The organism is Xanthobacter sp. 91 (assembly GCF_000702385.1).
Lineage (GTDB): Bacteria > Pseudomonadota > Alphaproteobacteria > Rhizobiales > Xanthobacteraceae > Xanthobacter > Xanthobacter aminoxidans.
The window spans coordinates 2,352,037-2,371,918 of record NZ_JNIB01000001.1 but is presented as its reverse complement, the minus strand read 5'-3'; the positions used below and the strand labels follow the sequence as shown (position 1 = coordinate 2,371,918).

At 69.1% G+C, this 19,882-nt stretch carries 17 protein-coding genes; 14 read left to right on the top strand and 3 right to left on the bottom strand.

The window, feature by feature from the left end:
• Positions 1–4: 4 nt before the first annotated feature.
• Positions 5–733, bottom strand: a complete 729-nt coding sequence (locus tag A37E_RS0111195) for an alpha/beta fold hydrolase (protein ID WP_029556667.1) — start codon at positions 731–733, stop codon at positions 5–7.
• Between the two features lie 118 nt (positions 734–851).
• Here A37E_RS0111195 and A37E_RS0111190 point away from each other — a divergent pair, with 118 nt between their 5' ends.
• Positions 852–1,355, top strand: coding sequence for a TIGR02444 family protein (locus A37E_RS0111190; protein WP_029556666.1), 504 nt, complete (start codon positions 852–854; stop codon positions 1,353–1,355).
• Positions 1,356–1,408: 53 nt separating this feature from the next.
• Here A37E_RS0111190 and A37E_RS0111185 read toward each other — a convergent pair whose 3' ends face one another.
• Both A37E_RS0111185 and A37E_RS0111180 read right to left on the bottom strand, forming a co-directional pair.
• On the bottom strand, positions 1,409–2,686 hold the full coding sequence (locus A37E_RS0111185) for an alpha-hydroxy acid oxidase (protein WP_081837549.1): 1,278 nt from the start codon (positions 2,684–2,686) through the stop codon (positions 1,409–1,411).
• A gap of 78 nt (positions 2,687–2,764) precedes the next feature.
• Complete coding sequence (locus tag A37E_RS0111180; RefSeq protein ID WP_051678948.1) at positions 2,765–3,754, bottom strand: LysR family transcriptional regulator; 990 nt, start codon at positions 3,752–3,754, stop codon at positions 2,765–2,767.
• A 261-nt stretch (positions 3,755–4,015) separates the two neighbouring features.
• Here A37E_RS0111180 and A37E_RS0111175 point away from each other — a divergent pair, with 261 nt between their 5' ends.
• The 13 genes from A37E_RS0111175 to A37E_RS0111115 all read left to right on the top strand — a co-directional run bounded on the left by A37E_RS0111175 (position 4,016) and on the right by A37E_RS0111115 (position 19,873).
• Positions 4,016–4,636, top strand: a complete 621-nt coding sequence (locus tag A37E_RS0111175; protein ID WP_029556663.1) for a UbiX family flavin prenyltransferase — start codon at positions 4,016–4,018, stop codon at positions 4,634–4,636.
• A gap of 34 nt (positions 4,637–4,670) precedes the next feature.
• Positions 4,671–6,104, top strand: a complete 1,434-nt coding sequence (locus A37E_RS0111170; RefSeq protein WP_051678947.1) for a UbiD family decarboxylase — start codon at positions 4,671–4,673, stop codon at positions 6,102–6,104.
• A gap of 99 nt (positions 6,105–6,203) precedes the next feature.
• A complete protein-coding gene (locus A37E_RS0111165) occupies positions 6,204–7,244 on the top strand; it encodes an ABC transporter substrate-binding protein (protein WP_029556661.1) in 1,041 nt (346 codons plus the stop codon).
• 65 nt (positions 7,245–7,309) lie between these two features.
• Positions 7,310–8,146 carry an ABC transporter ATP-binding protein gene (locus A37E_RS0111160; protein ID WP_029556660.1) on the top strand — a complete coding sequence of 279 codons (837 nt, stop codon included), beginning with the start codon at positions 7,310–7,312 and terminating at the stop codon, positions 8,144–8,146.
• Positions 8,146–8,916, top strand: coding sequence for an ABC transporter permease (locus A37E_RS0111155; protein WP_029556659.1), 771 nt, complete (start codon positions 8,146–8,148; stop codon positions 8,914–8,916). The genes A37E_RS0111160 and A37E_RS0111155 overlap by 1 nt, the downstream gene beginning before the upstream one ends.
• 17 nt (positions 8,917–8,933) lie before the next feature.
• Positions 8,934–9,773 (top strand): AraC family transcriptional regulator, encoded by an 840-nt coding sequence (locus A37E_RS0111150; RefSeq protein WP_029556658.1) that lies wholly within the window; start codon positions 8,934–8,936, stop codon positions 9,771–9,773.
• Between the two features lie 202 nt (positions 9,774–9,975).
• Complete coding sequence (locus tag A37E_RS0111145; protein ID WP_029556657.1) at positions 9,976–12,972, top strand: molybdopterin cofactor-binding domain-containing protein; 2,997 nt, start codon at positions 9,976–9,978, stop codon at positions 12,970–12,972.
• Positions 12,969–13,793, top strand: a complete 825-nt coding sequence (locus tag A37E_RS0111140; RefSeq protein ID WP_029556656.1) for an FAD binding domain-containing protein — start codon at positions 12,969–12,971, stop codon at positions 13,791–13,793. The genes A37E_RS0111145 and A37E_RS0111140 overlap by 4 nt, the downstream gene beginning before the upstream one ends.
• Positions 13,781–14,299, top strand: coding sequence for a (2Fe-2S)-binding protein (locus tag A37E_RS0111135; protein ID WP_029556655.1), 519 nt, complete (start codon positions 13,781–13,783; stop codon positions 14,297–14,299). The genes A37E_RS0111140 and A37E_RS0111135 overlap by 13 nt, the downstream gene beginning before the upstream one ends.
• On the top strand, positions 14,292–15,836 hold the full coding sequence (locus tag A37E_RS0111130) for an AMP-binding protein (RefSeq protein WP_029556654.1): 1,545 nt from the start codon (positions 14,292–14,294) through the stop codon (positions 15,834–15,836). Before A37E_RS0111135 ends, A37E_RS0111130 begins: the two co-directional genes overlap by 8 nt.
• Before the next feature lie 42 nt (positions 15,837–15,878).
• Complete coding sequence (locus tag A37E_RS0111125) at positions 15,879–16,685, top strand: enoyl-CoA hydratase-related protein (RefSeq protein WP_029556653.1); 807 nt, start codon at positions 15,879–15,881, stop codon at positions 16,683–16,685.
• 41 nt (positions 16,686–16,726) lie between these two features.
• A complete protein-coding gene (locus A37E_RS0111120) occupies positions 16,727–18,064 on the top strand; it encodes an MFS transporter (protein WP_029556652.1) in 1,338 nt (445 codons plus the stop codon).
• A 90-nt stretch (positions 18,065–18,154) separates the two neighbouring features.
• On the top strand, positions 18,155–19,873 hold the full coding sequence (locus tag A37E_RS0111115; protein ID WP_029556651.1) for a thiamine pyrophosphate-binding protein: 1,719 nt from the start codon (positions 18,155–18,157) through the stop codon (positions 19,871–19,873).
• Positions 19,874–19,882: the final 9 nt, after the last annotated feature.

The following is a 19,882-nucleotide window of genomic DNA, read 5'->3' as shown; positions in this document are numbered from 1 at the left end:
GGCCTCACCCCACCCCGTCCAGCAGCCCCGCCAGCGCCTCCGGCTCCAACACCATGGCATCGTGGCCGGTGGGCATCTCGATGAAGGTCCATCCCGCCTGCCGCGCATAGGCCCGCGCCGGCTCCATGGGCAGATAGAGCGGATCGGTGCAGGAAATGTAGGTCGAGGGCCGCCCGTTGCCGACCGGGTTGGCCAGCGCGAGCGGGCTCTCGTAGGAGCCCACCGGATGGGGCGTGAGGCGGCGGCGCACCCAGTCTGCGCGGGGATGATCGGCAGGGATGCCGAAGGCCGTCACATCAGGCACCGGCATGGCGATGCCGCCCGCTTCCGCCACCTTGCGACGCCGCTCCGCCACCACCTCCGCCGGCAGCACGCCGAAGGCGCTCTCGCCATTCTGCAAGATGGTGGCGTCGAGATAGACGAGCCCGCGGATGCGCTCCAGCATGGCGTCCGCCACGCCGCTGATGACCGCCCCGCCATGGCTGTGGCCGACGAGGATGATGTCTTCAAGCTCCTCCGCCTCGATCACGCCGGCCACATCGGCGACGAAGGTGGCGAGGCTGATGTCGGGGCTCATGAGATGGCGCCGCTCGCCGAGACCGGTGAGGGTCGGCACGAACACGCGATGGCCGCGCCCGCGCAGGAGGTCCGCCACCTCCCGCCAGCACCAGCCGCCGTGCCATGCGCCGTGAACGAGCACAAAGGTCTTCGGTGAAATCTCGTCTCCGGGCATGGGCGCGCCTCCGTTTCGACGGAGTGAAGCAGCCTTCCGTGGGCGCGGCAATGCGGATGAATTGCGTCCCGCGTGCCCGTCCCTTAAGCCTTCGCCGGAGACGAGAAAGGGCGCGACGATGGCGGACGAGACCCCCACCCTGAAGGACTTCGCCCTCGCCCTCTATGGCCGCGAAGGCGTGCCGCCCGCCTGCCTAATCCTGCAGGAAGCGACCGGGCTCGACGTCAATATCCTCCTCTTCGCCGCCTGGCGCGGGGCGGCGCTGCGGCAGGAGGTGGGCGCGGCCGACATCACCGCCGCGCGGGCGCTCGTGGCGGACTGGCACAATGAGGTGGTGAAGGCCCTGCGCACCGTGCGCCGCCGCCTGAAGACCGGCCCCAGCCCCGCGCCGGACGCGCGCACGACGAAGCTGCGCGCGCAGGTGCAGGCCATCGAGATCGCCGCCGAGATCATCGAGCTGGAAGAGCTGGGCACGCTCCCCGCCGGCCCGCCTGCGCCGCCCGAGGTCGATGCGGCAGCCCGCGCCCGCGCCGCCATGGCGCAGGTGGTGGCGTCCTTCGCCGGCCGGCCGATCACGGAAGAGGAAGAGGCCGCCGTGCGCGCCATCGCAGCCGCGATCTGAGCCTCAGCGCGCGCAGCCCTGACCGGGTTTCAAGAGGCCGCAACCACCTCCCGTCACGGCCGGAACGCGAAGGCACGCTCGTGCCGCCGCTCCACGTCCTTGAGGGAGGCGAGATCCCGCACACCGAGCTGGCCCATGGCCACCTGCACTTCCTCGGTGAGCAGATCCGCCACATAGTCCGCACCGCCGTCGCCGATGCCGGCGAGGCCGATGAGGAAGGCGCGGCCGCAGAAGGTGCTGGCGGCCCCCAGCGCCAGCGCGCGGGCCACATCGAGGCCGGAACGGATGCCGCTGTCGAACAGCACGGTGGCGCGCGTCCCCACTGTAGACGCGATGGCCGGCAGAACGTCGATGGCGGCCGGCGCGGCATCGAGCTGGCGGCCGCCATGGTTGGAGACGAGGATGCCATCCACGCCGATGGAAATGGCCATCTCCGCATCGGCGGGATGCAGGATGCCCTTCACCACCAGCGCACGCGGCCAGGCATCGCGCAGGCGCTTCACCGCTTCCCAGGAAAAGGTGCCCTTGATCTCGCTCTGCACGAAGCCGGCGGTCTTGGGCAGCGTCGCGGGCGCTTCCACATAGGGCGCCATATTGGCGAATTGCGGCGTACCGGCCTTCGCCAGCGCCAGCGCCCACGGCAGGGCCAGGGCCACGTCGCGCACGGTGCGGGCCGTGGTGCGGAAGGGCACCACGAGCCCATTGTTGAGGTCCCGCGGGCGCTTGGAGCGCACCGGCGCGTCCAGCGTGGCCACGAGGGCGCGGGCGCCCGCCGCGTCGGCCCGGCGCACCAGATCGAGGGTGACGAGATGGTCCCGTCCCGGCAGGCCATAGAGCTGGAACCAGGTGCAGTCGCCGGCAAACGCCGCCACCTCCTCGATGGAGGCGCTGGCCAGCGTGCCCACCACATAGGGAATGCGCGCCTTCGCCGCCGCTGTGGCGAGGAGCTGCGTGGCGCCGGGCCACACCAGCCCGTCCACGCCCACCGGCGAGATGCCGATGGGCGCGCTGTAGCGGGTGCCAAAGAGATCGACGCCGGTGTCCACCGGGCCGGGCGCGCCATAGCGCGGCACCAGCTTCACGGCGTCCAGCGCCGCGCGGTTCTCGGCGATGCCCACATCGGCGCCGGTGCCGCCTTCGAGGAAATCCCAGGCGAAGCGCGGGATGCGGCGGCGGGCGGCGCGCTCCAGATAGTCGAGCGTCGGCATCCGCTGCTTCAGCCGCGCGGCGGCGCTGGTGCCGGAGCCGGCGCCCCAGGCTGCGGCGGGCGCGGCGGCGGGTGGAACGGCGGCGGGTTGAGAGGCGCGCCCGCTGATGGCGCGGTCCGTCATCGCACGGCTCCCATGGCGTTTCCTCGTCTTGTCTTGTTCCCGCTGTGGTAGAGCGACGGCCGCCATCACCGCAAATAATTACGGATTATCGGGGAAATCAGCGCGACTGATCTTGCCCCGCCCCCGCCGCCGCGTGGAGGGAGCCGGCGCCGCGGCGCGCACGAAGGTGGCGGCGGAGGTGGCGGCATCCACCAGATCCTGCCGGATCACCTCCACCACCGCATGGGCCGCCGCCGAGATGGCCCGGCGCGGGTGGTGCACCATGGCGATGGAGCGCGTGAGCGGAGTGGCGAAGCGATGCCCGCGCACCCGTCCGGCCGCCAGCACCTGATGCAAAGCGATGGTGGGCAGCACGGTGGCAAGATCGGTGGTCGCCACAACCTCGCAGATGGCGGAGAGCGTGTCGATCTCGATGCGCGGTTTCAGCTCGATGCCCGCCTCCGCCGCCTGCGCTTCGAGGATGGCGCGCAGGCCGTGGCGCTTGGAGGGCAGCACCAGATCGAGCCCGCCGAGATCGGCAAAACCGAGGCCCTCCGGAACTTTGAGGGGCGCATCCGTGCGCACGGCGAACACCATTTCCTCATCGAGGATGTGCTGGGAGGCGAGCCCCCGTTTCTGCCGCGGCACGTTGATGATGGCGAGGTCCAGCTGGCCCGTCGTCACCCAGTCCATCATGGTCTCGGTGTAGCCCTCGCAGGCGGAGAATTCCACGTCGGGATAGCGCGCGGCGACGGTGGCGGAGGAGTTCGCCAGCGTGCTCTGCGCCACCGAGGTGATGAGCCCCACCACCACCCGGCCGGACACCCGCCCATCGAGCCGCGCCATCTCCTGCATGGCGTGCTCCACGTCGCGCACGATGGGGGAGATGAGCCGCGCCAGCGCCTCCCCCGCCGGGGTGGTGGCGACGCCGTGGGCGCTGCGATCGAACAGCTTCTTGCCGAACTCGGCTTCCAGCTTGGCGATCTGCATGCTCAGCGCCGGCTGCACGATGTTGAGCTGGCGGGCCGCGCGGGTCACGTTGCCGGTCTCCGCGAGGCACAGGAAATACTGCATCTGCCTGAGGTCCATCGCGACTGTCCTTCGCGGCCCTGCTTGAAATCAGCATGAATGATAACGTCGATAACCATTCATTATTTGCAGTGATTACTACCTTTGTCTATGACCTGATAACCGGCTCACGGAGCCGTCGCCCAGAAGGCCGGAACGGCCCGTGGCGGGGAGGGATCGTCGGCAAGGACGGGCGTATGGCGCCCGAACGATGGGTCTTGCCTTTTCCACATCTCCCGTCCGGCCTCAGCCACATGTGCGGCAGCGCGCGGAGGAGATGCCATGCAGGATCACAAGCGTCTCGTCGTCGGCATCTCCGGCGCCTCCGGCGTGATCTACGGCGTGCGGATGCTGGAGCTGCTGCGCGCGGCCGGCATCGAGACCCATCTCGTCATGTCGCGCACCGCCGAGATCACGCTGGCCCACGAAACCGACCGCAAGGTGGCGGAGGTGAAGGCCCTCGCCAGCGTGTGCCATTCCAACGACGACATGGCCGCCGCCATCTCCTCTGGCTCGTTCCGCACGCTGGGCATGGTGGTGGCGCCGTGCTCCATGCGGTCCATGTCCGAGATCGCGTCCGGCGTCACCTCAAGCCTGCTGAGCCGCGCCGCGGACGTGGTGCTGAAGGAGCGCCGCCGCCTGGTGCTGATGGCGCGCGAGACGCCGCTGCACACCGGCCACCTGCGCACCATGACCCAGGTGTCCGAGATGGGCGCCATCATCTCCCCGCCCATGCCGGCCTTCTATTCCCGCCCCGCCAGCCTCGAAGAGATGATCGACCACACGGTCGGGCGGGTGCTCGACCTGTTCGACATTGAGGTGGGCGCCGTGCGCCGCTGGGGCGAGGAGAGCGGCCCGCGCCGCCGCAAGGCCCCGCTGCGCCAGCTCGCCCCCGCCAGCTGAACGCCCCCATTCCCGACCAGCGGAACCTGAGACCATGTTGGAACCCCGCCCCCGTCCCGCCACGCAGACCCCGCCGGACCTGCGTTCTTGGCTCGCCGACCTCGCCGCCCACGGACGGCTGGCGGTCGCGCGGGAGAATTTGCCGCTGGCCGACAACCTTGCTGCCGTGGCCAAGCGCACCGAGCGAAACAAAGCGGTGCTGTTCCCCCATCCCGTGGGCGCGGACGGCAAGACGCACGACATGCCTGTCGTGGTGAACCTCTTCACCCAGCGCGCATGGGTGGCCGATGCCCTCGGTGTCGACGAGGACCAGCTGCTGCCGCACTTCCTCGCAGCCGCCGCGAAGCCGACGCCCTGTGTGGAAGTCACTTCCGCCCCGGTGCAGGAGGTGGTGCATACGCAAGTGGACCTCCTCGCCCAGCTGCCCATCCCCTCGCACAACGAGCTGGACAGCGGCCCCTACATCACCGCCGGCCTCCTCATCGCGCGCAATCCCGTCACCGGGGTGCAGAACGTCTCCATCCACCGCTGCCAGATCAGCGGGCCGAACCGCATCGGCGTGCTGCTGCTGCCGCGCCACACGCTGGCCTACTACCGCATGGCGGAAGAGGCGGGCGCGGCGCTGGAGATCGCCATCGTCATCGGCGCCCACCCGGCGCTGCTCCTCGCCTCGCAGGCCATCTGCGCGCTGGATGAGGACGAGATGGAGATCGCCGGCTCCCTCCTCGGCCGGCCGGTCGAGGTGGTGAAGTGCAGGACCAATGCGGTGCGCGTGCCGGCCGCCGCCGAGATCGTGGTGGAAGGGCGCATCCTGCCCAAGGTGCGCGAGCCGGAAGGCCCGTTCGGCGAGTTCCCGCAATATTACGGCCCGCGCGCCGCCCGCGAGGTGATCGAGGTGGATGCGGTGACCCATCGCCGCCACCCCATCTACCACACCATCGTCGGCGGCTCGTTCGAGCATCTGGTGCTCGGCGGCGTGCCGCGCGAGGCGACGCTGCTGCAGCACCTCAAGCGGTCCTTCCCCAACGTGCTGGACGTGCGCCTCACCCGCGGCGGCACCTGCCGCTATCACCTCGTCGTCAAGATCGACAAGGAGCGCGAGGGCGAGGCCAAGAACATCATCCTGTGCGCCTTCGGCGGCCATTACGACCTGAAGCAGGTGGTGGTGGTGGACAAGGACGTGGACATCTCCAGCGCCGACGAGATCGAGTGGGCGGTGGCGACCCGCTTCCAGGCCGACCGCGACATGGTGGTGGTCTCCGGCGCGCTCGGCTCGAAGCTCGACCCCTCCACCGACGAAGGCGGCATCGGCGCCAAGCTCGGCCTCGATGCCACCGCCCCGCTCTCCGACGATCCCCTCGCCTTCCGCCGCATCCGCGTGAAGGGCGAGGAGAGCGTGGACCTCTCCGACGCGCTGGTGAAGGACCCCAACGCCGCCTTCGCCCGCATCGTCGCTCAGGTCTCCTGAACGGGCTGACCTGATCCAAAGCCGGCGCGGCCGAGCCGCGACCGCGCACAACAGAAGCCGGGCGCTCCGCGCACCGGCCACCCGACCGGGAGGATTTCCATGTTCAGGACGACGATTCGCCGCCTCTTCTGCGCCGGAGCCTTTGCCATCGCCTTCGCCGCCGCCGGCACCGCGCAGGCCGCCGACAAGGTGAAGGTCGGCATCAACAATGTGGTGTCGGACGTGGTGTTCCACCTCGGGCTCGAGCGCGGCATCTTCGCCGCCGAGGGGCTGGACGTGGAGCTGATCGCCTTCGATTCCGGGCCGAAGATGGTCGCCCCGCTGGGCGCGGGCCAGATCGACGTGGGCGCGGGCGCCTCCTCCGCCGGGCTTTACAATGCCGCCGCCCGCGGCATCAACATCAAGGTCGTCGCCGACAAGGGATCCACCCCGGTCCATTACGATTACATGCCGCTCATGGTCCGCAAGGAGCTGGTGGACAGCGGCAAGGTGAAGACCATCGCCGACCTCAAGGGCATGCGCGTCGGCTCCGTGGGACCGGGTGCGGCCACCAACGCCAAGATGGCGCATCTCCTCGCCAAGGCCGGCCTCGGCTACAAGGACGTGAACCACACTTACATCGGCTACCCCCAGCAGATCGCCGCCTTCACCACCGGCGCCATCGACGCCGCCATCAGTACCGAGCCGTCCGTGACGCAGGCGGTGAACAACGGCGTCGCCGTGCGCTTCGTGGTGGACGGCTATCCCAACCAGCAGGTGGCCGTGCTGCTCTATGGCGGCGACTTCATCGCCAAGCGCCGCGACGTGGCCCAGCGCTTCATGAACGCCTATGTGAAATCGGCCCGCATCTTCAACGACGCCACCGCGGGCGGGAAGTTCGACGGCAAGGGCGCGGATGAGGTCATCAAGACCATCATGCGCACCACTGGCCTGAAGGACGCCGAGCTGTTCAAGACCATGATCCCGAACGGCATCGATCCCGACGGCAAGGTCGATACGCAGAGCATGGCGGAAGACCTCAAGTTCTTCACCGAAAACGGCTATCTGGAGCGACCGGCCAAGGTCTCCGACGTGGTGGACACCTCGTTCGCCGAGAACACCCTGAAGGCGCTCGGCCCCTACAAGGCCGCCCAGCACTGACGCGCGACCAGCGCGCGCGGGGCGCCCCGCAGCGCTCGCCCCATCGGCATCCGGAGGACAGATTGATGGCCGTCGTGAGCATGTTGAACGTGAAGCCGAGCCCGGCGGCATCCGCGCCGTCGGTGCAGATTTCCATGCGCGGCGTGCGCAAGTATTTCGGCTCGTCCGGCTTCGTGGCGGTGGACGGCATCGACCTCGACATTCCTCAGGGCCAGTTCTTCGTCATCGTCGGCCCCTCCGGCTGCGGCAAGACCACCCTTCTGCGCATGCTCGCGGGGCTGGAAAGCATCAGCGAAGGCACCATGAAGCTGAACCGGACGGACCCGAGCCGGCCGGAGAATTCCATGATCTTCCAGGGCGATAGCCTGTTCCCCTGGATGACCGTCTACGACAATGCCGCCTATGGCCTGAGGATGCGCAGGGTCGCCGAGAAGGACGTGGCGGAGAGCGTGAAGCTCTGGCTGGAGCGCATCGGCCTCTACCGCTTCCGCGACCGCTATCCCAACCAGCTCTCCGGCGGCATGCGCCAGCGCGTCTCTATCGTGCGCGCCTTCGCCAACGATCCGGAAATCCTGCTCATGGACGAGCCGTTCTCGGCTCTCGACGAGCAGAACAAGATGCTGCTGCATGAAGAATTGCTGCGCATCTGGGAGGCCACCAAGAAGACCGTGGTGTTCATCACCCATTCGGTGGACGAGGCGGTGACGCTGGGCGATCGCATCATGATCATGACCGCCAATCCGGGGCGCGAGAAGGCCATCATCGACGTGCCCTTCGCCCGCCCCCGCAACGTGCTGGAGCTGCGCCACGATCCCGCCTACGGCGACCTGGTGTTCCACATCTGGGAGCAGTTGCGCGACGAGGTGCAGCGCGCCCGCATGACTGCCGAGGGAGGCAAGTGATGGCGAAAAGGTCCGGCCTCCTCGGCGAGCGCTTCATCGGGCTTCTCACGCCCCTCGCGCTGCTCGGCCTGTGGGAGGCGGCGGCGCGCATGGGGCTCATCGATGCCCGCTTCTTCCCGCCGCCCTCCAGCATCGTCCACACCTTCGGCGCGCTCGTCGCCTCCGGCGAATTGTGGACCAATCTCCTCGCCAGCCTGCGCCGCCTCTTCCTCGGCATGCTGCTCGGCGGCGTGCCGGCGCTGTTCCTCGGCCTCGCCATGGGCATCTCGAAGCCGCTGCGCGCGGCCATCGACCCGCTGATCTCAGCCACCTACCCCATTCCGAAGAGCGCGATCCTGCCCCTCGTGCTGCTCATCTTCGGCCTTGGGGAGATGTCCAAGGTGGTGATGGTGGCGCTCGGCGCCTTCTATCCCATCCTCATCAATACGGTGATGGGCGTCGCCAATATCGACAAGATCTATCTGGACGTGGGCCACAACTACCGCGCCAGCCGCTGGCAGGTGTTCCGCACCATCGCCCTGCCGGGGGCGCTGCCCTCCATCATGGCCGGGGTGAAGCTCGCCATGGGCATGGGCCTCATCCTCATCGCCATCTCGGAGATGGTCGCCGCCTCCGACGGCATCGGCTACATGATCTGGAACGCCTGGCAGGTGCTGACGGTTGACACCATGTATGTGGGGCTGTTGGTTATTGCGCTGCTCGGCTTCGTCTTCTCCGTCATCCTCGACGAGATCGAGCGGATGCTCATCCCCTGGAAGGCGAAAGCTTAAGCTTAGAAAGAGGCCGGATGTCGAACGCGCTCCGGATCGCGCACGGGGCCTTCGGGCGGGTCGCCCTTCTGGACATGGACCGCCCACTGGTGCGCCATGCGCATCCGCATTGCCACGTCCTCCTCAAGGTCGAGGGCGCGGACACGCAATTCGCGGTCGGCGAGGGGCTCGTCCCCCTCACCGACCGTTCGTGCGTTCTGGTGAACGGCTGGGAGCCCCATGCCTATGTGCATGACCCCAACCGGCCGAAGACCATCATCCTCGCCCTCTACATCGAGCCTGAGTGGCTGAAGACCTTCCGCCCCGGCTGGGTCGCCTCGGGCGGCGCCGGCTTCTTCGCGCAGCCGGGCGGCGAGGTGTCGCCGCGCATCCACCGCCTCACCCACGACCTTGCTGCCGCCATGATGGCCGAGCCCGATGCCAAGGCGGTGCACGAGGCGCTGCTGGCGGATCTGATGATCGCCGTGGTGGAGCGCTTCACTCCCTGGCGCAGCTTCTCCATCCGCGCATTGGACGGCCAGCGCCGCATGGACTGGCGCATCCGCCGCGTGGTGGACGGCATGCGCGCCAACCTCGCCGAGGAGGTGGACACGTCGACCCTCGCGAAGGAGGCCGGCCTGTCGCGGGCGCACTTTTTCCGCCTCTTCGAGGCCTCCACCAACGTCCCGCCGCGCATCTATCTCAACGTCATGCGGGTGGAGGCGGCGGTGGCCGCCGTGACCGCCGAGGATGGCAGCTTCACCCATATCGGCGAACGCCTCGGCTTTGCCGCGCCCTCCCATTTCACCCGCTTCTTCCGCGACCACACCGGCGTGACGCCGAGTGAATTCCGCGCCATCTCCCGCATCGCAATGTGAGGCCGGGGCGTCGCGGAAAGCCCGCGCCGACGCTCGATTTCGAAGCGCGACGCCCGGCAAGTCTCTCACCGCATCGCACAACGGCAAATGAGACTCCTCGGTAAAAGCTGAGACGGCTCGGCATGGTCCGCGCCGCCCTGTCCCGGCACCTTCCCGCCAACCAAAGCCGCCGCACCTGCGGGGCAAAAAGGGAAGCGCCGGGATGCTGGAGACGCCGCACGACAGAGCGGGGGGATGGGTCGGCCGCGCCATCGAGCGCGTGGAGGATGCCGCCCTTCTCACCGGCGGCGGCCGCTATCTGGACGATCTCGGGGTGAAGCCCGGCACGCTCCACATGGCGATCCTGCGGGCGCCCCACGCCCATGCCGACATCGTTTCCATCGACACTTCCGCTGCGAAGGCGCTGCCCGGCGTCACCGCCGTGCTCACCGGCGCGGACGTGGCGGGGCTCACCACCTCCCTCGTGGTGGGCGTCAAGGCGCCGGTGGAATGCTGGCCCATGGCGGTGGACCGCGTGCGCTTCGTGGGCGAGCCGGTGGCACTGGTGGTCGCGCAGGACCGCTATGTGGCCGAGGACGCCCTCGATCTCATCGAGGTCGCCTACGAGATGCGCCCGGCCGTGGTGGACCCGCTCGCCGCTATGGACGAGGGCGCGCCGCTGCTGCACGACGGCTTCCCCCGGAACATCGCCTCCGACCGCAGCTTCCGCTATGGCGACCCGGAAGCAGCGTTCGCCGAGGCCGCGCACCGCATCGCCATCTCGGTGCGCTACCCCCGCAATTCCTGCACACCCATCGAGACTTATGGCCTCGTCGCCGAATACGACCCGCACGAGGACGCCTATGATGTCCTCGCCAATTTCCAAGGTCCCTTCTCCATCCATGCGGTGATCTCGCGGGCGTTGAGGGTGCCGGGCAATCGCCTGCGGCTGCGCACGCCGCGCGACAGCGGCGGTTCGTTCGGCGTCAAGCAGGGCATCTTCCCCTACATCGTGCTGGGCGCGGTGGCGGCGCGGGTGTCCGGGCGGCCGGTGAAGTGGATCGAGGACCGCCTCGAACACCTCATGGCCTCCGTCTCCGCCACCAACCGCGCCACGACGCTGACCGCCGCCGTGACGGCGGAGGGGCGCATCACCGCCCTCGACTGGGACCAGGTGGAGGATTGCGGCGCCCATCTGCGCGCGCCCGAGCCCGCGACGCTCTACCGGATGCACGGCAACCTCACCGGCGCCTATGACATCCGCAATCTCACGGTCCGCAACCGCGTGGTGGTGACCAACAAATGCCCCACCGGCCTCAACCGCGGCTTCGGTGGCCCGCAGGTCTATCTCGCCCTCGAAAGGCTGGTGCAGCGCATCGCGGTGGAGCTGGGGCTCGATCCTCTGGAGGTGATCCGCCGCAACCTCGTGCCCGCGGACGCCTTACCCTATCGCACCGCCTCCGGCGCGCTGCTCGATTCCGGCGACTACCAGAAGACGTTGGAGGCGGGCCTTGCGGCCGGCGATCTCGCCGAGCTTCTGGCCCGGCGCGACGAGGCGCGCGCCGAGGGGCGCATCTACGGCATCGGCTATGCCGCCGTGGTGGAGCCCTCGGTCTCCAACATGGGCTATATCGCCACCGTCCTCACCCCGGCCGAGCGGCACAAGGCGGGGCCGAAGAACGGCGCGCAGGCCACCGCCACCATCGCCATTGATCCCGTGGGCTCGGTCACGGTCCACGTCGCCTCCGTGCCGCAGGGCCAGGGCCATCGCACCGTGCTCTCGCAGGTGGTGGCGGACGTGCTGGGGCTGAAACCCTCCGACATCCGCGTGAATGCGGAGATGGACACCGCCAAGGACGCCTGGTCCATCGCCTCCGGCAATTACGCCAGCCGCTTCGCCGCCGCCGTGGCGGGGGCCGCGAAACTGGCGGCAGACCGCATCGCTGAACGCCTCGCCCGTGTCGCCGCCGCGCAGCTCAACGTGCCGGCGGAGGACGTGATGTTCGCCGGCGGCAAGATCGCCGCGCGCTCCAATCCGGCCAATGCGGTGCCCTTCTCCCGCGTCGCCGCGCTCTCCCACTGGTCGCCGGCGCAACTGCCGGAGGGGGTGGCGCCCACCATCCGCGAAACGGTGTTCTGGACGCCGCCGGAACTCACCTCGGCGGACGCGGGCGACCACATCAATTCCTCCCTCTGCCACGGCTTCATCTTTGATTTCTGCGGCATCGAGATCGACCGCGACACGGGCGCCATCCGCATCGACCGCTACGTGACCGCGCACGACTGCGGCACCATCCTGCACCCCGGCATGGTGGACGGACAGATCCGCGGCGGCTTCGCCCATGCCCTCGGCGCCGCACTGCTGGAAGAATACGCCTACGGGGACGACGGCAGCTTCCTGACCGGCACCTTCGCCGATTATCTCGTGCCCACGGCCATGGAGGTGCCCGAGCCGGTCATCGTCCACACGCAGACCCCCTCCCCCTTCACGCCGCTGGGCGCCAAGGGCGTGGGCGAAGGCAATTGCATGTCCACCCCCGCCTGCATCGCCAATGCGGTGGCGGATGCGCTGGGCATCAGCGACGTGCGCCTGCCGCTGGCGCCCTCCGCCGTCGCGGCCCTGATTCACGGCGCGGAGCCGCCGGCTCCGGCGGGCGCCCGTGCTGCGGCCGCGGCGGCTCCCTCCGGCAAGGGCGAGCGGCTCCTGCGCGGGGCGGGCAAGGCCCATGTCGCAGCCGCCCCCGAGGCGGTGTGGGCCATGCTGCTGGACCCGGACACGCTGGCCGCCATCATCCCCGGCGCCCACGACGTGCGCAAAGTCTCCGACACGAAATTCACCGCCGACGTGACGCTGGGCATCGGCCCGGTGAAGGGCCGCTACAAGGCGCAGGTTGCCCTCTCGGACCTCGACCCGCCCAGGGCCGTGACCCTCTCCGGCAAGGTGGACGGAAACCTCGGCTTCGGCGGCGGCTCCGGCCGCATCACGCTCACCCCGGATGGGGCAGGCGGGACGGAGCTGTCCTACACCTACGAGGCCTTTGTCGGCGGCAAGGTGGCGAGCGTCGGCGGGCGGCTGCTGGATGGCGCGGCCAAGGTCATCATCGGCCAGTTCTTCGCGGCCCTCGCCCGCAAGGCGGGCGGCGGCGCGGGGACGGACGGCGGCCTCGTCTCGCGGCTCCTCGCCCGGCTCTCCGCGCTTCTGGGGAGGGACGCGCGATGAAGCCCGCGGCCTTCGATTATGTCCGTGCCGAGAGCATGGACGAGGCGCTTGCCGTGCTGAAGCAGGAGGGCTCCGACGCCCGCATCCTGGCCGGCGGCATGTCCTTCATGGCCATGCTCAACATGCGCCTCGCCCGGCCCAGGGTGCTGGTGGACATCATGCGCGTCGCCCCCCTCGCGCGGATGGACGAGGAGAAAGGCGCGCTGAAGATCGGCGCCGGCGTGCGGCAGGCGCGGCTGCTCGCCTCCGACGGGCTGGCGCATGCCGCCCCGCTCATCGCCAAGGGCCTGCCCTTCACCGGCCACGCCCAGACCCGCAGCCGCGGCACGGTGTGCGGCTCCATCGCCCATGCCGACCCGAGTGCCGAGCTGCCGCTCTGCCTCGTGACGCTGAAGGGCCATGTCCACCTCAGAAGCGCCAAGGCCGCCCGCACGGTGGCGGCGGCCGACTTCTTCACCGGCATGATGGCCACCACCAAGGCCGATGACGAGATGATCGAGGCGGTTTCCTTCCCCACGCCGCGCGGAGACGGCACGGCCTTCCGCGAGATCGCCCGCCGCCATGGGGATTTCGCCATCGTCGCCTGCGCGGCGGTGGTCTCGAACACAGGCATCCGGCTCGGCGTGGGCGGTGTCGCCGACATGCCGGTGGCCCGGGACTTCCCGCTGCTCGACGGCTCCGCCCTCGACGATGCGCTGAACGCCCTCGCGTGGGAGCTGGATGCCCGCGACGACGTGCATGCGAGCGCCCGCTATCGCCGCGAGCTGGTGCGCCGCATCGGCCGCGCCACCATCGAGGAGGCCCAAAGATGCCGCGCCTGAGCGCCAAGGCGCGCCACACCGTGCGCTTCACCCTCAACGGCCGCCCGGTGACGGGGCAGGCCGCCCCGCGCACCCTGCTTTCCGATTTCCTGCGCCACGAGATCGGCGCCACCGGCACCCATGTGGGCTGCGAGCACGGCGTCTGCGGGGCCTGCACCGTGGATGTGGACGGGATGCTGACCCGCGCCTGCATGACGCTCGCCGTGCAGGTGGAGGGATGCGCCATCAGCACAGTGGAGGGCCTCGCCCCGGCGCCGGATCGCCTGTCCGTTCTGCAGGCTGCCTTCCGCCGCCACCACGCGCTGCAATGCGGCTTCTGCACCGCCGGCATCCTCATGTCGCTCGACGTGTTCCTGAAGGCGGAGCCGGACCCGAGCGAAGAGGCCGTGCGCGATCTCCTCTCCGGCCATCTGTGCCGCTGCACCGGCTACACGCCCATCGTCCGCGCCGCGCTGGAAGCGGCGGCGGAGCTTCGCGACGTCCAAGGGAAAACCGCCCATGCTTGACCTCGGCACCAGCTTCCTCGCCAGCGTGGCGCGCGATCCCGGAGCCATCGCCATCGTGGACGGCGACCTGCGCCTCACCTACCGCGACTGGCTCGGTAGGATCGGCGCCGTGGTCGCCGCCCTCGACCGGCTGGGGCTGAAGCCCGGCGACCATCTGGTGAGCGTGCTGCAGAACCGGTTCGAGGCGGCGACCCTGCACTGGGCCTGCCAGTTCGCCGGCATCGTCATCACCCCCATCAACTGGCGCAGCAAGGCCGACGAGATCGACTTCGCACTGGAGAATGCCGAGGCGAAGGCTCTGGTGTTCGAGGCGGTTTCCGCCGAGGCCGTCCGAGGCGCGACGCAAGCCGCCGGGCTGCTGACCATTGCTGTGGGCATCGAGGCGGAAGGCGCCGTGCCCTTCGCCGAGCTTCTGGCTGAGGCGGCGCCGGAACCGCTGCCGCGGGCGGGGGCGGATGCATGGTCCATCATGCTCTACACCTCCGGCACCACCTCCCGCCCCAAGGGCGTGCCGCGCCGCCACCGGGCGGAGCGGGCGGCGGGCATCGCCCATGTGGCGCAGAACCTCTATCGCCGGGGCGAGGTGACGCTGGGCGTCATGCCGCTCTACCACACCATGGGGGTGCGCTCGCTCCTCGCCATGTCGGTCATCGGCGGCACCTTCGTGTGCCTGCCGCGCTACGACACGAAAAGCGCGCTGGCGCTGATCGAGCGCGAGCGCGTCACCAATCTCTATCTGGTGCCGACCCTCTACCACGACCTCGTGCACGATCCCGCCTTCGCCACCACCGACGTGTCGAGCGTGCGCAAGCTGGGCTTCGCCGGCGCCTCCATGACCGACGGGCTCCTGAAGAAACTCGACGCGGAATTCTCGCCCGAGCTGTTCGTGAACCATTACGGCTCCTCGGAAATCTACACCTTCACCATCGACCAGAAGGCCATCCTGAAGCCCGGCTCGGCCGGCCGCGCGGGCATCAACCAGATGGTGCGCGTGGTGCGCCTGGGCGCGACCTCCGCCGACGAGATCGCGGCGCAGGGTGAGGAAGGCGAGATCATCGCCCTGCTGGCCGGGGATGAATCCTTCGAGGGCTACTGGCGCCGCCCCGAGGCCGACGCGAAGTCCCTGCGCGACGGCTGGTACTTCACCGGCGACACCGGTTTTTTGGACGCGGACGGCGACCTCTTCGTCACCGGCCGGGTGGACGACATGATCATCACCGGCGGCGAGAACGTCTCGCCCGTGGAGATCGAGAGCTGCCTGTCCCTTCACCCCGCGGTGTCCGAGGTGGCGGTGGTGGGCCTGCCCGACGAGAAGTGGGGCAAGATCGTCGTCGCCTTCGTCAAGCGCGCCGCGCCGGTGGATGCGGGCGAACTGGACGCCTGGTGCCGCACCTCGGGCCTCGCCAATTTCAAGCGCCCGCGCCGCTTCGTGTTCGTGGCCGACATCCCGAAATCCCCGGTGGGCAAGCTGCTGCGCCGCCAGCTCGTCGCCGGTGAATACGTGGCCGAGGCGGACGCCGCCCACTCCGCCGCCTGATCTCTTCTTGCCAATTCACGTTCATCCAGAAGGAAATCCAAGATGGCCGTAGCCTACACCTTCGCCGATCCCCGCCTCGCCAAGCTGGACGGGTTCGGCGTCGAGATCGACGAAGCCAAACAGCGCGCCGACATCGTCCTGAACCGCCCGCCCTTCAACATCGTCTCCATGCCCCAGCGCGACCAGCTGCGCCTTGTGTTCGAGACGCTGGACGAGGACGAGCGCGTGCGCGTCATCGTGGTACGCGCGGTGGGTGAGCACTTCTCCTCCGGCGGCAACATCAAGGGCTTCATGGAGGCCTCGCCGGAGACCGTCTCCAAGCTCGCCTGGAACATCGCCGCGCCCTTCCGCGCCTCGAAGCCGGTCATCGCCGCCAACCGGGGCTTCTGCTTCGGCGTCGGCTTCGAGCTGTCGCTGGCCTGCGATTTCCGCATCGTCACCGACACCACCCAATATGCCCTGCCCGAGCAGAAGCTCGGCCAGATCCCCGGCTCCGGCGGCTCGGCGCGCCTGCAGATGATGGTGGGCATCACCCGCACCAAGGACATCGTGATGCGCTCCAAGCGCATCAGCGCGCAGCAGGCCCTCGACTGGGGCATCGCCACCGAGAAGGTGGCCGACGCGGACCTGGAGAAGGCCACCGACGCCCTCGTGGACGAACTCGTCGCCTTCTCGCCCATGGCCCAGCGCACGGCGAAGAAGCTGCTCAACGACACCGAGGATTCCCCGCTCTCCATCGCCATCGAGCTGGAAGGCCATTGCTACAGCCGCCTCAGGCAGTCCCACGACTTCAAGGAGGGCGTCGAGGCCTTCCACGAGAAGCGCAAGCCCGAGTTCAAGGGCTGCTGAACACACAAAACATGCCCCTCAGGGGCCGGGAGGAAACAACAATGTCCGCTCAAGATATACCCGTCGCCCCTGCCGCCATGGCGGTGGGGAGCCGCCAGCGCAACAGCGCGATCATCGCATCCGTGCTCGGCTGGTCGCTCGATTTGTTCGACCTGTTCATCCTGCTCTATGTGGCGCCGGTGGTGGGGCAGTTGTTCTTCCCCTCCACCCATCCCACATGGTCGCTGGCGGCGGTCTATGCCTCGTTCGCGGTGACGCTGCTGATGCGGCCCATCGGCTCGGCCCTGTTCGGCCATTATGCCGACGTGCACGGCCGCAAGGGCGCCATGCTGGTGGCCATCACCGGCGTCGGCCTGTCCACCGCCGCCTTCGGCCTGCTGCCCACCATCCATCAGGTGGGTGCCATCGCTCCCGTCATCTTCCTGCTGCTGCGCCTCGTGCAGGGCGTGTTCGTGGGCGGCGTGGTGGCCTCCACCCACACCATCGGCACGGAATCGGTGCCGCCCAACTGGCGCGGCCTGATGTCCGGCCTCGTGGGCGGCGGCGGCGCGGGCATCGGCGCGCTGCTGGCCTCCATCGTCTTCCTCATCACCTCCACTTTGTTCCCGGGCGATGCCTTCGCCGAGACCGGCTGGCGGGTGATGTTCTTCTCCGGCCTGCTCTCCTCCTTCCTCGGCTGGTTCATCTTCCGGAACCTTGAGGAATCTCCCTACTGGAAGGAAATGCAGAAGCAGAAGGCGGCGAAGAAGGCCGCGGGCGCCGCAAGCCAGACGCCGCTCAAGGCCCTGTTCGCGAGCGGCTACCGCAACGTGCTGCTGGTGAACCTGCTCATCACCATCGGCGGCGGCGCGGGCTATTACCTCACCTCCGGCTACATGCCGACCTTCCTGAAGCTCATCAACAAGCTGCCGAACCAGACCTCCTCCTACATCCTGATGGCGTGCTCGGTCTCCGCCCTCATCTCGGCGGTGCTGGTGGGCGCGCTCAGCGACGTGATCGGCCGCAAGAAGACCTTCCTGCTGGTGGGCATCGCCGCCATCATCCTCCTGCCGACCTTCTACCTCGGCATGGCGAAGGCGACGGACATGTCCACCATCGTGCTCTATGCGCTGGGCATCGCCTTCATGGGCAATGCGGGCTACGCGCCGGTGCTGATCTTCCTCAACGAGCGCTTCCCCACCGCCATGCGCGCCTCGGGAACGGGCCTGTCGTGGAACATCGGCTTCGCCATCGGCGGCATGATGCCCACCTTCGTCTCGCTGGCGAGCCCCACGCCCGCGGACCTGCCCCTGTCGCTCTCCTTGTTCGCCGGCGGCGTGTTCGTGCTCTACCTCATCGGCACGCTCATCATCCCGGAAACGAAGGGCAATTTCCGGTAGGCTGGGCGCCCCACGAACCGGAGAGTCGCGCCGCAAGGCGTGGCTCTCGCGCCCCGGCAGGACCGGGCAAGACCACACACGGGCAGAACCATGGCGAATACGAAGACCTTGCGCTCCGGCGGCGAAATCCTGGTGGAGGCGCTGAAGATCCACGGCGTCGAACGCGTCTTCTGCGTGCCCGGCGAGAGCTTCCTCGCCGCCATCGACGCCCTCGCTGGAGCGGACCGGGCCATCGAGACCATCGTCACCCGCCACGAGGCCGGCGCCGCCAACATGGCGGAGGCCTATGGCAAGCTCACCGCGAAGCCCGGCATCTGCTTCGTCACCCGGGGGCCGGGCGCGAGCCATGCGGCCATCGGCATCCATACCGCCGCGCAGGATTCCACCCCGATGATCCTGTTCATCGGCCAGGTCGGCTCGCACATGCGCCAGCGCGAGGCATGGCAGGAGGTGGACTACCCCGCCATGTTCGGCGGCATGGCCAAATGGGTGGTCGAGATCGACCGCCCCGAACGCATCCCCGAACTCGTCTCCCGCGCCTTCCACGTCGCGACATCCGGCCGCCCCGGCCCGGTGGTGGTGGCCCTGCCCGAGGACGTGCTTTCCGATGAATGCGAGACGGGGGATGCGCAGGCCTATCGCCGCGTCGCCGCCCATCCGGGGGCGCAGGACATGGCGCGGCTCGCCGCCATGATCGGCGAGAGCGCGCGGCCCCTCGTGCTGGTGGGGGGCGGCGGCTGGACCAAGGCGGCCTGCCGCGATTTCGCGCATTTCGTCGAGGCGTTCGATTTGCCGGTGGCGGCGGGCTTCCGGCGGCAGGATATCCTCGACAACAACCACCCCAACTATATCGGCCACGCCGGCCTCGGCCCGAGCCCGAAGCTCGTGGCCCGCATCCGCAACGCGGACCTCATCATCGCGGTCGGCGGCCGCCTCGGCGAGACGACAACCAGCGGCTACACCCTGTTCGACGTGCCGCGCCCGGCGCAGCGCTTCGTGCATGTCCATGCGGACCCGAACGAGCTGGGCCGGGTCTATCAGGCCGACCTGCCCATCAATGCCGGAATGCCGGAGTTCGCCGCCGCCGCTGCGGCGCTGAAGCCCAAGGGTCCCACCGGCTGGCGCGCCCGCACGCCGTGGAGCGACGAGGTGAAGGCCGCGCGCGCCGCCTATGAGGCCGATCAGGTCCCCGGCCCCATGCCCGGCCGGCTCGATCTCGGCGCGGTGATGATGCATCTGCGCGAGGTGCTGCCGAAGGACGCCATCCTCGCCAACGGCGCGGGCAACTATGCCATCTGGGTACACAAATTCCACCGCTACGGCGGCTTCCGCACCCAGCTCGCTCCCACCTCCGGCGCCATGGGCTACGGCCTGCCGGCGGCCATCTCGGCCAAGCTCCACCACCCCGACCGCGAGGTGATCTGCTTCGCCGGCGACGGCTGCTTCCTCATGAGCGGGCAGGAACTCGCCACCGCCTGCCAGTACAAGGCGGGCGTGGTGGTCCTCCTCGTCAACAACAACATGTACGGCTCCATCCGCGCCCATCAGGAGCGCGAATATCCCGGCCGTGTCTACGCGACGACGCTGGAGAATCCGGACTTCCCGGCGCTGGCCCGCGCCTATGGCGCGTTTGGCGAGAAGGTGGAGGAGACGGCGGCTTTCGCCGACGCCTTCGCCCGCGCCCGCGCCTTCTCAGTCGAGCATAGGAAGCCCGCGCTCCTCGAACTCGTCATCGACCCCGAGGCCATAACCCCCTCGACCACGCTGACCGCGCTGCGCGCGGCGGCGCTGAAAGCGGGACACGGCTGACGTGAAAGG

Excerpts from the sequence above, each read along its gene's own strand:
- A37E_RS0111155 (WP_029556659.1), top strand. The coding sequence starts at position 8,146 with ATGGCGAAAAGGTCCGGCCTCCTCGGCGAGCGCTTCATCGGGCTTCTC.
- A37E_RS0111145 (WP_029556657.1), top strand. The coding sequence starts at position 9,976 with ATGCTGGAGACGCCGCACGACAGAGCGGGGGGATGGGTCGGCCGCGCC.
- A37E_RS0111140 (WP_029556656.1), top strand. The coding sequence starts at position 12,969 with ATGAAGCCCGCGGCCTTCGATTATGTCCGTGCCGAGAGCATGGACGAG.
- A37E_RS0111120 (WP_029556652.1), top strand. The coding sequence starts at position 16,727 with ATGTCCGCTCAAGATATACCCGTCGCCCCTGCCGCCATGGCGGTGGGG.
- A37E_RS0111185 (WP_081837549.1), bottom strand. The coding sequence starts at position 2,686 with ATGACGGACCGCGCCATCAGCGGGCGCGCCTCTCAACCCGCCGCCGTT.
- A37E_RS0111175 (WP_029556663.1), top strand. The coding sequence starts at position 4,016 with ATGCAGGATCACAAGCGTCTCGTCGTCGGCATCTCCGGCGCCTCCGGC.
- A37E_RS0111150 (WP_029556658.1), top strand. The coding sequence starts at position 8,934 with ATGTCGAACGCGCTCCGGATCGCGCACGGGGCCTTCGGGCGGGTCGCC.
- A37E_RS0111190 (WP_029556666.1), top strand. The coding sequence starts at position 852 with ATGGCGGACGAGACCCCCACCCTGAAGGACTTCGCCCTCGCCCTCTAT.
- A37E_RS0111115 (WP_029556651.1), top strand. The coding sequence starts at position 18,155 with ATGGCGAATACGAAGACCTTGCGCTCCGGCGGCGAAATCCTGGTGGAG.
- A37E_RS0111165 (WP_029556661.1), top strand. The coding sequence starts at position 6,204 with ATGTTCAGGACGACGATTCGCCGCCTCTTCTGCGCCGGAGCCTTTGCC.
- A37E_RS0111170 (WP_051678947.1), top strand. The coding sequence starts at position 4,671 with ATGTTGGAACCCCGCCCCCGTCCCGCCACGCAGACCCCGCCGGACCTG.
- A37E_RS0111130 (WP_029556654.1), top strand. The coding sequence starts at position 14,292 with ATGCTTGACCTCGGCACCAGCTTCCTCGCCAGCGTGGCGCGCGATCCC.
- A37E_RS0111195 (WP_029556667.1), bottom strand. The coding sequence starts at position 733 with ATGCCCGGAGACGAGATTTCACCGAAGACCTTTGTGCTCGTTCACGGC.
- A37E_RS0111160 (WP_029556660.1), top strand. The coding sequence starts at position 7,310 with ATGGCCGTCGTGAGCATGTTGAACGTGAAGCCGAGCCCGGCGGCATCC.
- A37E_RS0111135 (WP_029556655.1), top strand. The coding sequence starts at position 13,781 with ATGCCGCGCCTGAGCGCCAAGGCGCGCCACACCGTGCGCTTCACCCTC.
- A37E_RS0111125 (WP_029556653.1), top strand. The coding sequence starts at position 15,879 with ATGGCCGTAGCCTACACCTTCGCCGATCCCCGCCTCGCCAAGCTGGAC.
- A37E_RS0111180 (WP_051678948.1), bottom strand. The coding sequence starts at position 3,754 with ATGGACCTCAGGCAGATGCAGTATTTCCTGTGCCTCGCGGAGACCGGC.